At 29.7% G+C, this 16,364-nt stretch carries 12 protein-coding genes; 4 read left to right on the plus strand and 8 right to left on the minus strand.

Translation table 11 applies throughout. The features are described from left to right. Nucleotides 1–3: 3 nt before the first annotated feature. From EGM88_RS03345 to EGM88_RS03365, 5 genes are all read right to left on the minus strand, one after another. Complete coding sequence (locus tag EGM88_RS03345) at nucleotides 4–858, minus strand: hydroxymethylglutaryl-CoA lyase (RefSeq protein WP_123896560.1); 855 nt, start codon at nucleotides 856–858, stop codon at nucleotides 4–6. Nucleotides 859–889: 31 nt separating this feature from the next. Then, nucleotides 890–1,504, minus strand: a complete 615-nt coding sequence (locus EGM88_RS03350) for a LysE family translocator (protein ID WP_238988366.1) — start codon at nucleotides 1,502–1,504, stop codon at nucleotides 890–892. 184 nt (nucleotides 1,505–1,688) lie between these two features. Next, nucleotides 1,689–2,690: a type I glyceraldehyde-3-phosphate dehydrogenase gene (gene gap, locus EGM88_RS03355; protein ID WP_123896561.1), complete on the minus strand. Its 1,002-nt coding sequence runs from the start codon at nucleotides 2,688–2,690 to the stop codon at nucleotides 1,689–1,691. A gap of 12 nt (nucleotides 2,691–2,702) precedes the next feature. Further along, nucleotides 2,703–3,689 carry a 6-phosphofructokinase gene (gene pfkA / locus EGM88_RS03360; protein WP_123896562.1) on the minus strand — a complete coding sequence of 329 codons (987 nt, stop codon included), beginning with the start codon at nucleotides 3,687–3,689 and terminating at the stop codon, nucleotides 2,703–2,705. Nucleotides 3,690–3,825: 136 nt separating this feature from the next. After that, nucleotides 3,826–8,259: a translocation/assembly module TamB domain-containing protein gene (locus tag EGM88_RS03365; RefSeq protein ID WP_162497537.1), complete on the minus strand. Its 4,434-nt coding sequence runs from the start codon at nucleotides 8,257–8,259 to the stop codon at nucleotides 3,826–3,828. 131 nt (nucleotides 8,260–8,390) lie between these two features. Here EGM88_RS03365 and tsaD point away from each other — a divergent pair, with 131 nt between their 5' ends. Beyond that, nucleotides 8,391–9,419, plus strand: a complete 1,029-nt coding sequence (gene tsaD, locus EGM88_RS03370) for a tRNA (adenosine(37)-N6)-threonylcarbamoyltransferase complex transferase subunit TsaD (protein WP_123896564.1) — start codon at nucleotides 8,391–8,393, stop codon at nucleotides 9,417–9,419. Between the two features lie 153 nt (nucleotides 9,420–9,572). Here the strand turns inward: tsaD and EGM88_RS03375 are convergent, their stop codons facing one another. From EGM88_RS03375 to EGM88_RS03385, 3 genes are all read right to left on the minus strand, one after another. Further along, nucleotides 9,573–10,820: an aminotransferase class I/II-fold pyridoxal phosphate-dependent enzyme gene (locus EGM88_RS03375; RefSeq protein ID WP_123896565.1), complete on the minus strand. Its 1,248-nt coding sequence runs from the start codon at nucleotides 10,818–10,820 to the stop codon at nucleotides 9,573–9,575. Between the two features lie 164 nt (nucleotides 10,821–10,984). Next, nucleotides 10,985–12,022, minus strand: coding sequence for a PLP-dependent cysteine synthase family protein (locus EGM88_RS03380; RefSeq protein ID WP_123896566.1), 1,038 nt, complete (start codon nucleotides 12,020–12,022; stop codon nucleotides 10,985–10,987). A 293-nt stretch (nucleotides 12,023–12,315) separates the two neighbouring features. Continuing rightward, nucleotides 12,316–14,481, minus strand: coding sequence for a S9 family peptidase (locus tag EGM88_RS03385; protein ID WP_238988367.1), 2,166 nt, complete (start codon nucleotides 14,479–14,481; stop codon nucleotides 12,316–12,318). A gap of 145 nt (nucleotides 14,482–14,626) precedes the next feature. Here EGM88_RS03385 and EGM88_RS03390 point away from each other — a divergent pair, with 145 nt between their 5' ends. The 3 genes from EGM88_RS03390 to ric all read left to right on the plus strand — a co-directional run bounded on the left by EGM88_RS03390 (nucleotide 14,627) and on the right by ric (nucleotide 16,306). After that, nucleotides 14,627–14,950 (plus strand): YbaB/EbfC family nucleoid-associated protein, encoded by a 324-nt coding sequence (locus tag EGM88_RS03390; protein WP_123896567.1) that lies wholly within the window; start codon nucleotides 14,627–14,629, stop codon nucleotides 14,948–14,950. 133 nt (nucleotides 14,951–15,083) lie between these two features. After that, nucleotides 15,084–15,518 carry an RrF2 family transcriptional regulator gene (locus EGM88_RS03395; protein ID WP_123896568.1) on the plus strand — a complete coding sequence of 145 codons (435 nt, stop codon included), beginning with the start codon at nucleotides 15,084–15,086 and terminating at the stop codon, nucleotides 15,516–15,518. Between the two features lie 56 nt (nucleotides 15,519–15,574). Further along, complete coding sequence (gene ric, locus EGM88_RS03400; RefSeq protein WP_203229421.1) at nucleotides 15,575–16,306, plus strand: iron-sulfur cluster repair di-iron protein; 732 nt, start codon at nucleotides 15,575–15,577, stop codon at nucleotides 16,304–16,306. The last annotated feature ends 58 nt before the right edge of the window (nucleotides 16,307–16,364 follow it).

The raw sequence follows: 16,364 nt of genomic DNA on the forward strand, positions 1-16,364 counted from the left end.
TAGTTATAAGAATACATTTGAGGATTTTGCAAAGGCATTATCAAATTCAATAGTATTTAGGTCAATATCAACATTATTTTCTTTAAAATAAGATACTAGCTTTTCAGTAGGCATATTACCTGTTAACTCATCTTTTGCCATTGGACAGCCACCATAACCTTTTATAGCACTATCAAATCGTTTACATCCAGCGGCATAAGCAGCATGTACTTTCTCCTTCCAAGTTGTTGGGGTAGTATGTAAATGAGCACCAAATTCTATTTCTGAATACATTGGAATTAAATTTGTAAATAAATAGTCAATAATATCTGGTGTTGAACTACCAATAGTATCTGATAAAGAAATTATTTTTATACCCATAGTAGCCATTTTTTGAGTCCAATCTGCTACAATTTCTACATTCCATGGGTCTCCATAGGGGTTTCCAAAGCCCATAGACAAATAGGCAACTACTTCTTTATTAGATTTATGAGCAATATTCAAAATTTCTTCTAAAATAATTACTGATTCTGCAATGGTTTTACCCGTATTACGCATCTGAAAGTTTTCAGAAATGGAAAAAGGATATCCTAAATAGTCTATTTCTTCAAATTGAGAAGCATCATTTGCTCCCCTAATATTAGCCACAATAGCGAGTAATTTACTTTGAGTAGCACTTAACTCTAGCTTAGAAAGTACATCTGCTGTATCTCGCATTTGCGGTATGGCTTTTGGCGAAACGAAACTACCAAAATCAATAGTGTCAAAACCTACTTTTAGCAATTGATTAATATAGTTAACCTTTATTTCTGTAGGTATAAACATTTTAATCCCTTGCATAGCATCTCTAGGACATTCTATGATTTTTAGTTTACTCATTAATTCAAAGATACAATTTGAAATTACTTTTTTATGAAAATAAAATAAAAATTGCAATTCCTACAAAAACGAGAATTTGCAACCATTTTAAAAACTTACCAATACTTTTATTTTGCTTAAGATATTCAGCAATTTGTCCTGCTAATATGGCTATTAAGGAAAAAATTAATAGTGAAACTGCCATAAAAATAAAACCTAAAATAAAAAATTGAGTTATTGTATTAAGTTCATTATTAAACAAAAATGCAGGAAAAAAAGCCAAAAAGAAAATTGAAACTTTGGGATTTAAAACATTCATTATAAATCCTTGTTTGAATAACTGATTGGTACTTATTTTAAAATTATTATCGGAAGATAACTCTATTTGCGACGTACTTTTATAAACTTTATATGCTAAAAATACCAAATAACTTGCTCCGAAAATCTTTAAGGCTAAAAATAAATTTTCATTTTCTTTAATAATAGCAGAAACTCCAAAAGCGACCAAAGAAGTGTGTACGATACAACCTGAAATTAGTCCAAAAACAGTTGCTAAACCATATTTTACACCATTAGTAATACTTTGAATTAATACAAACATATTATCTGGACCTGGAGCTATTGCCAATAAAGCAGTAGCTGCTATAAAAGAAAGTAAAATATCCAAGTTATTTATATAAGGTATTAGTACAAATTCATTAATAATTTCTCTAAAATCATCAGATATTTAAACTAAACAAGTTTAAATAGGGATATTACAATATAAAATAGAGAAGTGCTAATTTATAAAATAAAAGCAAAAAAAATCCTGCCAAAGGCAGGATTTTAATATTCTTAACTTTCTGTATCTATTACAAAGTTGCAGCGTATTCGATAAGGTCAACAATTTTAGTTGAATATCCCATTTCGTTATCATACCAAGAAACAACTTTTACAAAGTTATCGTTTAACGCAATACCTGCTTTTGCATCAAATATTGAAGTACGAGTATCTCCAACAAAATCTTGAGAAACTACTGACTCTTCAGTATAACCTAAAATTCCTGACATTTCTTTACTTTCTGAAGCTGCTTTCATTGCTGCACAAATTTCATCGTATGAAGCAGATTTTTCTAATTTAACAGTTAAATCTACAACAGAAACATCCATAGTAGGCACTCTAAATGCCATACCTGTTAATTTACCATCCATAGCAGGAATAACTTTTCCTACAGCTTTTGCAGCTCCTGTAGAAGAAGGTATTACATTACCTAATGCAGAACGTCCACCTCTCCAGTCTTTCATTGAAGGACCATCTACTGTTTTTTGAGTAGCTGTAGTAGCATGCACGGTTGTCATTAAACCTTCTACAATACCAAAATTATCATTTAATACTTTAGTAATAGGAGCTAAACAGTTTGTAGTACATGATGCATTAGAAAAAATCTTTTGATCTGCTTTTAATTCTGTATTATTAACACCCATTACAAACATTGGTGTATGATCTTTAGAAGGTGCTGATAAAACAACTTTTTTAGCTCCTGCTTCTAAGTGTTTCCCTGCAGTTTCTTCTGTTAAGAAAAATCCTGTAGACTCAATTACAAAATCTACATCAACTTCATCCCATTTTAAGTTTGCTGGATCTCTTTCTGCAGTAATTCTTATTTCATTTCCATTAACAACAAGTTTTCCGTCTTTAACTTCTACGGTACCATCAAATTTACCGTGAACTGAATCGTATTTTAACATATACGCTAAATAATCTACATCAAGTAAATCATTAATGGCAACTACTTGTACATTATCTCTTAAAACTGAAGACCTGAATGCTAATCTTCCTATTCTTCCAAAACCGTTAATTCCTATTTTAATCATAATTTTTAATTTTTAAACTGATAATATATCAGATATTCTTAATAATTCTCTATTTATATCATGAGAGCCTTTAATAGCCTCTTCAATATTTGTTGTTACTATTTTATTATCTAAAAAGCCGACCATAGCGTTAGATTGTCCATCTAAAAGACTTTCAACAGCTTTAACTCCTAACTTACTAGCTAGTACTCTGTCAAAACATGAGGGACTACCACCACGTTGCATGTGACCTAATACAGAAACCCTAGCATCGTAGTGTGGTAAATGTGAAGTAACATATTCTGCCAATTCAAACACATTTTTTCCTGTTTTATCACCTTCTGAAACAACAACAATACTAGACAGCTTTCCACTACGTTTACTTTTCTCTAGCGATTCTAACAGTCTATCTAATCCTAAATCTTCTTCTGGTAATAAAATTTCTTCAGCTCCTGCACCTACACCTGCATTTAAGGCAATAAAACCAGCATCTCTACCCATTACTTCAATAAAGAATAATCTATTGTGTGAACTTGCTGTATCTCTAATTTTATCTATACACTCAACAACAGTATTTAACGCTGTATCATATCCAATTGTTGATGAAGTTCCTGCAATGTCATTATCTATGGTTCCTGGAATTCCAATAAAAGGAATTCCATACTCTTTTCCAAATACGATTCCTCCATTAAAAGTTCCGTCGCCACCAATAAGCACTAGTGCATCAACACCTGCTTTTTTTACTTGTTCATAGGCTTTTTTTCTACCTTCTTCTGTTCTAAATTCTTTTGACCGAGCAGATTTTAAAATTGTACCACCTTTACTAATTATATTTCTTACACTTCTTGCGGTAAGCTCCATATAATCACCTTCAATCATTCCTTGATACCCTCTGTAAAACCCAACACATTCAATGTTGTAATAAGAACAAGCTCTAGCTACAGCTCTAATAGCTGCGTTCATTCCTGGAGCATCTCCACCAGAAGTTAAAACACCTATTTTCTTTATATTTCCCTTCATTATTACTCTTATTTTTAAGTAGTGTAAAATTAAGAATAATTAAGGTAAATAAGACTTTTTTTAAAAGATTTATACGAAATCGTTATCGTATAACAATGGTATTATAATGCCTCAAAAAAACAGTTCTAAAATTAGGTTATTTTATTACCTTTTTAGGTATAGAATCTCGTTTCCTAGAACCTATATTTATTAGTTGTTTTTCAGTTTGCAAACTGTCTTGTACTTTTTTATCTTGTTTCTTTTTATTTTTCTTTTGAAATAATTTGTTAAGTAATTCATCTGTATTATCAAAATCAACACGCCAAGACAATCCAATGCCGTGTGTATAACCCTCTACATCTGTAACATCATATTCAATATCATTTTGTCTTGTATATGCTTTGGCTCTTAATGTACCTTCTTCGTTTATTGGAAGCTCAACTTCAACTTCTCCTACTATATTATTTTGTTGTGTATTCGTACTTACTGGGACACCTACTTTTCCATTAACTATAATTCTATCTGCAATAGTACTTGAAAACGAAACCCCGAGTTGATCACTTATATCATAAGACCTTACATCTGTTTTACTTGCAATATCATAAGACACGCCAAATTCAAATTTATCTCCTTTAGATTTTAATATTCCAGAAAGTACTTTTGTTATTTTCTCAGATAAATTCCCTGTTAATGCAGCATTTCCGTCAAAGTTTAAATTGCCTTCATTAAGTGGCATAAATGAATTGGCCATTAATAATGAGAAAAACTGTGTCATTTTAGCATCTTCACTACTAATTTTAAATTCTAATTCTGAATTTATTGAAGAGTTTTGATTAACAAGTTCAACATCAAAATCAATTTCAGAGTTTAATAATTGGCCTGTAATGTTAGCAATTAAATTTACATCTATTTTACGATTTGAACTTTGATCTATATTATCTAATAGCACAGAAGGATTTGCTTTCGTTTTATAAATAGCTTTAATATTTAAAAAAGCATCAAACGGATTTCCATTCCATATTACTTGCCCACCAGGTTGTACTATAAAATCTTTATTGACAATATTTCTAAACTCATAAATACCCTCTGAAATAACATAAACTCCATTGATTATAAATTTACCATTTGTATTAATTTCTATGCCCATATATCCGTTACCACTACCTCTTAAAATACTACCCGTATTTTTATCAATTACAATTTCTGCAATAGCATTATCTCTAACTTCTAAATCGAAATTAAGATTTAAGCCTTTTAATCTATCAAATACTATTTCTTCTTCTTTATTCTTATCGATTCCGTTTTCTGCCAAAGTCACAAAATTAATTAGTCCAGAATCTCCAATAGTAGACACATCACTTAACGGGACTATAAATTCTGTACCTGGCATGGTTGCACCTTCTACATTAATTGTTAACTGATCTGTATAACCTTTAATAGAAGCTGTACCATCCATAAAAGCGGTTCCATAATATTGTATTTCTTCATCTTCTTCAGTATTTAGCACTAATAAATTATCAGTATCTATATTTAAATTTAAATACCATTTTTGAAACTTGTAATGTATAATACTTCCCGAAAAATTTCCTTTTGTATTTTTATCCACATCCGTTATTGTAGTTGGTAAAAACTTAAAAGTTCTATTCTTCAGTTCTACAATAGTGTTATTATCTAATGCATAATCAACATTTAAATAGGGAATTTTAAGTCCTGCATTATCTAAGGTTAATCTTCCATTAAAATCAGGATTTTCAAGCAATCCTGATACTGTTCCACGACCTTTTATTTTACCTCTAATATTGGTTAAAATATCTTTTCCTAAATCACTAAAGGAATTAATATCAAACTCATAAAAATTATAGTTAGCCAAGATGGTAGGTTGTTCTACTGAAAAATCTACTTCACCATCGGCCACAAAAACATCAAATCTATCATTAGTTAATCTCGCTGCAATTTGATATTGTTCAATAGAATTATCTCCTTGTGCGGTAAGGTAAAGATTACCTTGTTTAATGTTATTAATATAAAAGTCATTAATGGAAACATTAGCTAATGGAAAAGTCTCACCATTCATTTGTTTATAATTCACCTTACCATTAACTAAACCTGTCATTTCAAGACCTTCAATAAATGGCGTTATTCCGTTAAGATCAACATTTTTAAGATTTAACGTTAGGTCTTTATTATTTTGCCCTGTCATGACACCTGACATATCAATAACTTGATCATCATGCGTAATAATAAATTTATCAAAAGCAACAGTATTTAATTCTTTATCAAACACAACCTTATTTTGATTGTTATTATTGGGATTAATAGCCCAATCGTTATCTTTAAAAATAATATTTGATTTTTTTAAACCAATTACCGATTTGTTATTCTCATTAATGGTGTGATAAAAACTTAAATCGAATTTTTCTTTTAAATCTTTACCTCCAACAAAATCTGTTCTAAAAAAAAGTGTATCATTTAATGTTACGTTTACCAAGTTTAAATCTGCAACATTGTAATATTTCGTATTAATTTTATCTACACTCAGTAACGTATTATAAATAGGATTTTTATTATCTATCTGTAATCTAATATTCTCAATTAAATTCTCATAGGCTTCAATTTGAGGCGACTTAACGGTTAACTCAAACTTATCAGAGTCTGAACTAATAATTCCTTTAATGGTAGAGTTTGCTCCAATTTTTACTTCAGGAAAAAAGACATCTACTATTTTATTATAAATTTTAAAGTTAAAATCAACAAATTGACCTTCAGTTACTACCGCTGGACTATAATTTGCATACATACCAGCAAAAGAATTTGTTGCTAACTTACCTAGTTCATTATATTTAAATACCCCTTTTATTCTTCCTTCAATAATATCTGTAGAATTAATGGTTATTACCCTTATGCTATCTTGAAACTCTGAAACAACTTTAAAATCAGTAAAATAATAGTTGTCGTTTTGGTTTGTATAGGAAGCGTCAGAAAAGTTTATTTCTCCTGCTATATTATCTAATGTATTCCCTTGTAATTTTATGTCTATTTTTCCTCTAAGAATAGCCATAGAATCTCTTTTAAAAAGATTAAGTTTATTAAAATCTGAGTAAGTTACATCTGCAACAAAATCAAAATCATAAACTTTTTTAGACAAATCTGCTAAACCAGTAAAACTCATTTGTAAATTTTCGTCTTTTGAAACTAGACTTCCATTAAAATGTTTATTTTTAAATACACCATTAATATTTATATTATTATACGTATACCCCTTATATTCATGCTTAAAAATATTTCCTTTAATTGAGGTATTTATGTGATCTAACGTAAATCCTTTACCCTTAACATCGGCAATTAAAGACAATTTACCTACAAGACTATCTTGAATAATTTTTCCAAATTCTAAATCAACAAATTCTATTTCCCCAGCATATTTGGCATTGTCTACATTATCAATATTTGTCATATGCAAATTGGAAACAATTGTACCTAAATCTGTTTTTATAAGTACATCTGCATCCATTAAATTAGTAGTAACAAAAGATTTCCCAGTAACACTAAACCTCCCCAATTTGTTAATTGCAGGAGGCAAGTTTTTACCTAATAAATTGGGTAAAATAATTTTTAAATTTTCGTAATTAGAAGTGAGTTCATTTAAGTTAGCCGTTAACGAAAATCCGTTTTCTGTATTTACGGCATTTTTAAAACGAAAATGCCCATTAATTATTGAATTTCTATTTGATACTAATTCAAAATTTGTAAGTTTAAAATCATTCAAGGTTCCATTTAATTCTGTAGTAAAATTTACCTTATCGTTTAAACCAATCTCATTATAAAACTTATTCAAATCAATTAGTGATACTTCTGCCTTGTTTACTTTTCCTGTAATTTTAACTTTATTATTAAAATCAACCAAATCTTCCCTATTATAATCAAAAGTAAAATCAGCACTAATAGTAGAATTTGCAGTTGCTAAATAGGTGGCATCGAAAGTCATTTTACTTTTAGTATAAATAAAATTAGAAGTTAACTGCTTGACTTTAATACCATGATTTTCCACTAAAGAAATACGTCTAACATCTGCATATACTCTAGGACCTTCAATTTTAAAATTATCTACAATACCTGTTATATCTTTGTAATAAACTATGGCCACTTTCTGCTTATTTTCATCAAAAAGATAAAAATTAACATTGTCAAGATTTAATTTTGAAGAAGTCAACAAAAATGGGGTTGATGATGGCTTACTCTCTTCTTCGTCAAATTTTTCAACAAATACAGACAGGTTATCATTTACTTCGTCTTTGTAGGTTTTCATGTACATTTTTAAACCTTCCACATCAATTTCACCAAACTCTAATCGGTTATCTAAAATGTTTTTATAACTAAACACAGAAGTATTAAGTCTATTAACATAAATTAAAGTATCGTTATGATGATCACTTATCAGAACTCCTTTTAAAGCGACATTTCCCAAATAAGACAAATCAACTTTTTTTACTACTATATTGGTATTGTAGGTCTCATTTAAACTATTAGTAACTATTTTAGCAATTTTAGTTTGTACTATTGGCAATGAAAGTAGAGCAATAGAAACCACCACTAATAACAGTAAAATTAGTAGTAATCTCAGTATTATTTTTTTTGCTCTTTTGATAGTTTTAAATGTTATAAATTTGCCGTGATAAAAATACATAAATTACAGGTACAAAATTTGTGCCTATCTAATAAACTTTGGGATCAAATAATTCAACATACATTCTAGCAATAGAATCATCTTGCGATGATACGGGGGTAGCTATTTTACACAACGACAAAGTGTTGTGTAATGTTGTAGCAAATCAAGAAATTCATTCGCAATATGGAGGAGTAGTACCTGAACTGGCATCTCGAGCACATCAACAAAATATAGTTCCTGTTGTTCACCAAGCCTTAAAGCAAGCTAATATTGACAAAACTCAACTTAATGCTATTGCATTCACAAAAGGACCAGGATTAATGGGGTCTTTATTAGTAGGCAGTTCTTTTGCAAAATCGATGTCTTTAGCCTTAGAAATTCCTTTAATTGGAGTAAATCACATGCAGGCTCATATTTTAGCTCATTTTATTAATGATAAAAATCAAAAAAAACCACCTTTCCCATTTTTATGTTTAACTATTAGTGGAGGCCATACACAAATTGTAAAAATAAAAGACCATTTTACGATGGAGGTTATTGGAGAAACTATTGATGATGCTGTTGGTGAAGCTTTTGACAAATCTGCTAAAATATTAGGATTACCTTATCCAGGCGGGCCATTAATAGATAAATATGCACAATTAGGAAACCCAAATGCTTATAGTTTTACCAAACCAAAGACAAAAAATCCGCTAGATTTTAGCTTTAGTGGATTAAAAACAGCTATTCTTTATTTTATTCAAAAAAATATAAAAGAAAACCCTCATTTTGTTGAAGAAAATTTAAATGACATTTGTGCTTCTATCCAATATACTATTACTTCCATTTTAATGGAAAAATTAAAAAAAGCAGTGAAACAAACTCAAATTAAACACATTGCCATTGCTGGTGGAGTTTCTGCAAATTCTGAAATACGAAAAGTATTAAAAGAAGCTGAAAATAAATACGGGTGGACAAGCTATATTCCTAAATTTGAATACACTATGGATAATGCTGCTATGATAGGAATAGTTGGTTATTATAAATTTTTAGACAAACAATTTGATGATTTGGGAATTACAGCCAGTGCTAGAATTAAGTTTTAATACGATAAAAATAATCACAAAAAATGATTAAATACGTTTCTAAGAACACTTAATCAAGTTTCTTTTAGTAACATCTAGCATATAGAAATAAAAAATCCCAAATTTTAATTATTGAAATTTGGGATTTTTTATTTTATTACAATTTATTAAATGCTATCCAAGCATAGCTGCTGCTATCTTTTTATAAACACCATTTTTTAATTTATCTCTAATGGCTGAAAATGCAACAATAGTCTCTTCTACATCTTCCATAGTATGAGCTGCTGTAGGAATCATTCTTAATAATATCATTCCTTTTGGAATTACTGGATATACTACGATAGAACAGAAAATTCCATGATTTTCTCTTAAATCATTAACCATAGCCATTGCTTCAGGAATATCTCCTTCTAAAAATACGGGAGTAACACAAGTATTGGTATTACCAATATCAAAGCCATTTTCTTTTAAACCTGATTGTAAAGCATTTACATTTTCCCAAAGTTTTTCTTTAAGCTCTGGCATGGTACGCAACATATCTAAACGTTTTAATGCTCCTTTAACCATTGTCATTGGCAATGATTTAGCAAACATTTGCGAACGCATATTGTATTTTAAATATTGAATAATTTCTTTATCCGCAGCAAAAAATGCTCCAATACCTGCCATAGATTTAGCAAAAGTTGCAAAATACACATCAATATCGTCTTGCACGCCTTGTTCTACTCCTGCTCCTCGACCTCCTTCTCCTAGAGTACCAAAGCCATGAGCATCATCTACTAAAAATCTAAAATTATACTTTTTCTTTAAAGCGACAATTTCTTTTAACTTTCCTTGTTCTCCACGCATACCAAAAACACCTTCGGAAATTACAAGAATACCTCCACCATTTTCATTAGCCATTTTTGTGGCTCTTTTTAAGTTTTTTTCTAAACTTTCAACATCATTATGTTTGTAAACAAAACGTTTACCTGCATGCAATCGAACACCATCAATAATACAAGCATGGGTATCCATATCATAAACAATAACATCATGTTTAGTTACCAATGCATCTATTGCAGATACCATACCTTGATATCCAAAATTAACTAAATATGCTGCTTCTTTATTTACAAAATCTGCACATTCTTGTTCTAGTTGTTCATGAAAAACGGTGTGTCCAGACATCATTCTAGCACCCATAGGGTATGCCATACCGTGTTCTGCAGCCGCCTCCGCATCTGCCTTTTTAACCTCTGGGTGATTAGCTAAACCTAAGTAATCATTGATACTCCAAGTAATTACTTTTTTTCCATTAAACATCATCCTATTAGAGATTGGACCTTCTAATTTTGGAAAAACATAATATCCTTCTGCTTGCTCAGCCCATTTACCCAATGGTCCTTTATCTTTAATTATTCTTTCAAATAAATCTTTCATCTCAAATCTATTATTTATAAGTGCAAATTAACTAATTTTTTCACGTATTTTAAGCTACTGCACAACTCTTTTTTAACAAGTTTCTATTTTTATGTGAATATTCTAGTACACCTTACATAAAAAAAGGCTTCTAAATGAAGCCTTATTAATAAACTATCAATATATTATTTTACAAATTCAATTTCTGCCTGAGCAAATTTTTCAGTATCAAAAAAACCTTGTTCTCGCATCCAATCATCACTATAAATTTTACTCATATATCTTGAACCGTGATCTGGAAAAATAACAACAACGTTACTATTTTTATCAAATTCACCTTTTTCAGCTAATTGAAAAGTTGCTTGCATAGCAGCTCCACTTGTGTACCCAGCAAAAATACCTTCTGTTAAAGCTATTTCTCTAGCTCTATGTGCACTATCCTCATCACTAACTTTTTCGAACTTATCAATAACTTCAAAATCTGTAGCTGTTGGAATTAAATTCTTACCTAATCCTTCGATACGGTAAGGATAACTCTCTTCCAAATCCAATTCGCCTGTTTCATGAAATTTCTTTAAAACAGACCCAAAAGCATCTACGCCAAGGATTTTTATATTTGGATTTTGTTCTTTCAAATACTTAGCAGTACCTGAAATTGTTCCTCCAGTACCACTAGCAGCAACTAAGTGAGTGATTTTACCATTAGTTTGCTCCCATATTTCTGGTCCAGTTGTATTGTAATGTGCATCAACATTTAATTGATTAAAATATTGATTGATATATACTGAATCTGCTATTTCAGAATGTAATCTTTTGGCAACATTATAATATGATCGCGGGTCATCAGCACTAACATGAGCTGGACAAACATAAACTTTTGCCCCCATAGCTTTTAACATGTCTATTTTATCATTAGACGATTTTGACGAAACTGCCAAGATACAATCGTAACCTTTAATAATACTAACCATAGCAATACTAAACCCTGTATTACCAGATGTAGTTTCTATAATTGTTGTTCCTTTTTTGATTAAACCTTGTTTTTCTGCTTGTTCAATAATGTGAAGTGCTATTCTGTCTTTGGTTGAATGACCTGGGTTGTAACCTTCAAACTTAGTGTAGAACTTACCGTCTAATTTCTCGGTAATTTTATTTAATTTAATCATTGGGGTATTGCCAATGAGCTCTAAAACGTTTTCGGTTATACCAAATTTATGGCTCATATAAATCAATTTCTGATTACTATTAACTAAGTAGCAAATTTACTGCTTTTTTTTAAAACGGTTTTAAAATCCTGTTAAAAACCTAATTTTCAAACACAAACTACTGCTTTTCAATCATTTAAATAAAAAACAATATTTTTTAGATTGAATATCTAATCAAAATCTCTTTTTACAAATCAGACTAGATTTTCTATTTAATATAAATACGATGGTAGTTACTATATTAAAAAATAGAGTGCTTTTAAACAAAAAAAGTACCATTAAAAGGCACTTTTTTTTAACTTTATAATAAACTATTCTTTAATTCCTTCCATTTCTAATATAAATCCATAATCTCTTGCTGTATCTCTTAAAGCATTAAATCTTCCTGAAGCCCCACCATGACCAGACTCCATATCAGTATACATCACTAGTAAATTATTGTCCGTTTTATTTGCTCTTAATTTGGCCAACCATTTTGCTGGCTCGTAATACTGTACTTGACTATCGTGTAATCCTGTAGTAATTAACAAATTAGGATATTCTTTTTTCTCTACATTATCATAAGGTGAATAAGACAACATATAATCATAATATTCTTTTTCATTTGGATTACCCCATTCATCATATTCAAATGTAGTTAACGGAATAGTCTCATCTAACATGGTAGTAACAACATCTACAAAAGGTACAGCGGCAACTACACCTTTATATAATTCTGGATTCATATTAATAACAGCACCCATTAATAGTCCTCCTGCTGATCCGCCCATCGCATATAAATGTTCTGGTGATGTATAATTGTTTTCTATTAAGTATTTTGTACAATCAATAAAGTCAGTAAACGTATTCATTTTATTAAATAATTTACCATCTTCATACCATTGTCTGCCTAAATATTGCCCTCCACGAATATGTGCCAAAGCATATACAAAACCTCTATCTAATAAGCTTAAACGTGTAGTGCTAAATCCGTCAGGTATAGTTGCTCCGTAAGAGCCATAAGCATATAATAATAAAGGGGTATTCTTTCCTAATTCTGTGTCTTTTCTATGAACGATTGAAATCGCAACTTTTTTACCATCTCTGGCCGTTACCCAAATTCTTTTACTAGTATAATTATCTTTATTAAACTTACCTCCTAGTACTTCTTGCTCTTTTTTAATTTCTTTAGATTTATCTTTCATGTTATAATCAATAACTGAAGCTGGAGTAGTAAATGAATTGTATCCATACCTTATAATATCTGTATCAAATTCTAGATTATTATAAACATTTACAGAATAGGTTTCTTCATCAAACGGTAAGTACTCATCTGATGTACCGTCCCATCTTTTGATTCGAACTTTACTTAATCCGTTTGAACGTTCTTCCAACACCAAATAATCTTTAAATATAGATATGTCTTCTAGTAAAACATCTTCTCTATGTGGTATAACATCTACCCAATTTTCTAATTCAGTCTTATTAATTGGAGTTTTCATCAGTTTAAAGTTTGAAGCTTTATCTTTATTTGTATAGATATAAAAATTGTCTTCAAAATGAGAAATATGATATTCTAATCCTTTTACTCTTGGTTGTACAATTTTAAATTTACCATCAGGATTGTCTGCATTTAATACTTGATATTCTGTAGTTAACGTACTACTTGAACCAATAGAAATAAACTGATTAGATTTAGTTTTAAATACATAAGTGCTGAAAGTATCATCTTCTTCGAAATAAATTTCAACATCTTTAGAAGGATCTGTACCTAAAACATGCTTAAATATTCGTTCTGCACGTAAAGTAGTTGGATTTTTCTTTGTGTAAAAAACTGTTTTATTATCATTTGCCCATACTGAAGATCCTGTTGTATTCTCAATCTTTTCTGGATAAAACTCACCAGTTTCTAAATTTTTAAATTGCAAAACATATTGGCGACGACTAACTGTATCTACACCAAAAGCAACATATTTGTTATTTGGACTTACATTTAATCCTCCTAATCGATAATAATCATGACCTTCTGCCATTTTATTAACATCAAACAACAATTCCTCTTCAGTCTCTAATGATTCTTTTTTACGAGCATAAATTGGATATTGTCCTCCTTTTACATATCTAGTAATGTAAAAATATCCATTATCTTTATAAGGTACAGATTCATCATCTTCTTTAATTCTAGCTTTCATTTCTTGGAACAAATCCTCTCTAAATTTCTCTGTATGTCCTAATTTTTTATCAAAATAATCATTTTCAGCATTCAAATAGTCTAACACTTTTTGGGTATGTTCATCCGGATTTTCAGCATTCTTTTGCTCATCTGACAATCGCATCCAATAATAATTATCTATTCTAACATCACCGTGCGTTTTTAATTCTTTTGGTATTATATCAGCAACAGGTGGTTTTATATCTACAACTTGCATATTATCTTTTTTACATGAAGCGACAAAAGTAATGAGAACAATTAGGAAAACAGAAACAATCTTATTCATTTTTTATTATTTAGAATTATTCCCTAAAAGTAGTAATTTTGCAAGTACAATTAATTCTTTACACAGTAAAATTCAGTTTACACGCTTCTTTTACAATAAAGTAGTACAATAATTAAAAGAATATAAGCACTAAAAGTAAAAAATAATGTTTGGAGATTTTCAAGGTATGATGGGTAAATTAAAAGAAGCCCAACAAAAAATAGAAGAAACAAAAAAAAGATTAGATACTGTATATGTTGAAGGCACTTCTAATCAAGGAAATATTAAAGTGACAATTACAGCCAATAGAACTATAAAAAGTATATCAATTGACGATAGCCTTTTACAAGATAAAGAAGAATTAGAAGATTATTTAATTATTGCTTTAAATGATGCTCTTAAAAAAGCCAATTCAATAAACGATTCTGAAATGGCTGCTGCGGCAAAAGATGGAATGCCAAATATACCAGGATTAGATATGTTTAAATAATAATTTGGTTATTTAAATTAAAAACATATAGAATAAGATTTCCTTTCTATATATAGATTTACAAGATAATTTCCGATAAATTTGTCCGAATTAAAATTCTAGTGTACCTTTGTAACAAATTAAAATCTAAAGAATGTTTTCTAAAGCCTGTGAGTACGGTATTAAAGCCTCTACATACATTGCCTTACAATCGTTGCAAGACAAGCGTGTGAGTTTGAAGGAAATTGCCGAAGAAATTAATTCTCCTGTTGCCTTTACTGCTAAGATACTTCATCAGCTTGCTAAGAATAACATTTTAGATTCAGTTAAAGGGCCTTCAGGTGGATTTCAGATTGATAAGGCCACTATTAAAAAGATAAAACTAAGTAACATTGTATATGCTATAGACGGAGATTCTATATATTTAGGTTGTGGTTTAGGACTAGATAAGTGTAATGCTAAAGAACCTTGCCCGTTACATAATAAGTTTGTTGTTATTAGAAATAAATTAAAACAAATGTTAGAAGAAACCAGTTTATTTGAATTAACAACAGATTTAAATATAGGACTAACCTACTTAAAACGATAAAAAAAAATTAAATTAATTTATGATAAAAAGGTAATAATATCTAACTTACAAATATTATGAAAAAAATAGCACACAAAACAGTTGGTCAAATAGTAACAGAAAACTACAGAACTGCACAAATTTTCAAAAAATATGGCATCGATTTTTGTTGTAAAGGAAATAGAAACGTTGAGGAAGTTGCCAAAAAAAATAATGTAAATGCCTCTGTGCTTTATAATGAATTAGAGGCTGTTCAAAATCAAAGCAACAATGATCAAGTAGATTTTAAATCTTGGCCTTTAGATTTACTAGCAGATTATATAGAGAAAAAACATCACCGTTATGTTGAAGAGAAAATTCCAATTTTAAAACAATATTTAGACAAGCTTTGTAAGGTTCATGGTGGTAGTCATCCCGAATTATTTGAAATAAATGAACATTATATAGCTTCTGCAGGTGAACTTACTGCACATATGAAAAAAGAAGAGTTAATCTTATTTCCATTTATCCGAAAAATGGTTGATTCTAAGCAAAAAGGAACAATAATGAAAAAACCTCATTTTGGCACCGTTGAAAATCCTATTGAAATGATGATGCATGAACATGAAAATGAAGGTGATAGATTTAGAAAAATAGAAACTTTAAGCAATAATTATACCCCTCCAGCTGATGCTTGTAACACCTATCGAGTTACATTTTCTTTACTAAAAGAATTTGAAGATGATTTACACAAACATATTCATCTTGAAAATAATATACTTTTTTCTGAAGCTAAACTCATGGAAACGGGACTGACATATAGCAATTAATAGTATAGTTATAAAAAAGTAACACCACATTTTTAAATTGAGACTACAAAAAAGGATT

The sequence above is a fragment of the Aureibaculum marinum genome, from assembly GCF_003813905.1.
In the GTDB taxonomy this organism is placed as follows: Bacteria; Bacteroidota; Bacteroidia; order Flavobacteriales; family Flavobacteriaceae; genus Aureibaculum; species Aureibaculum marinum.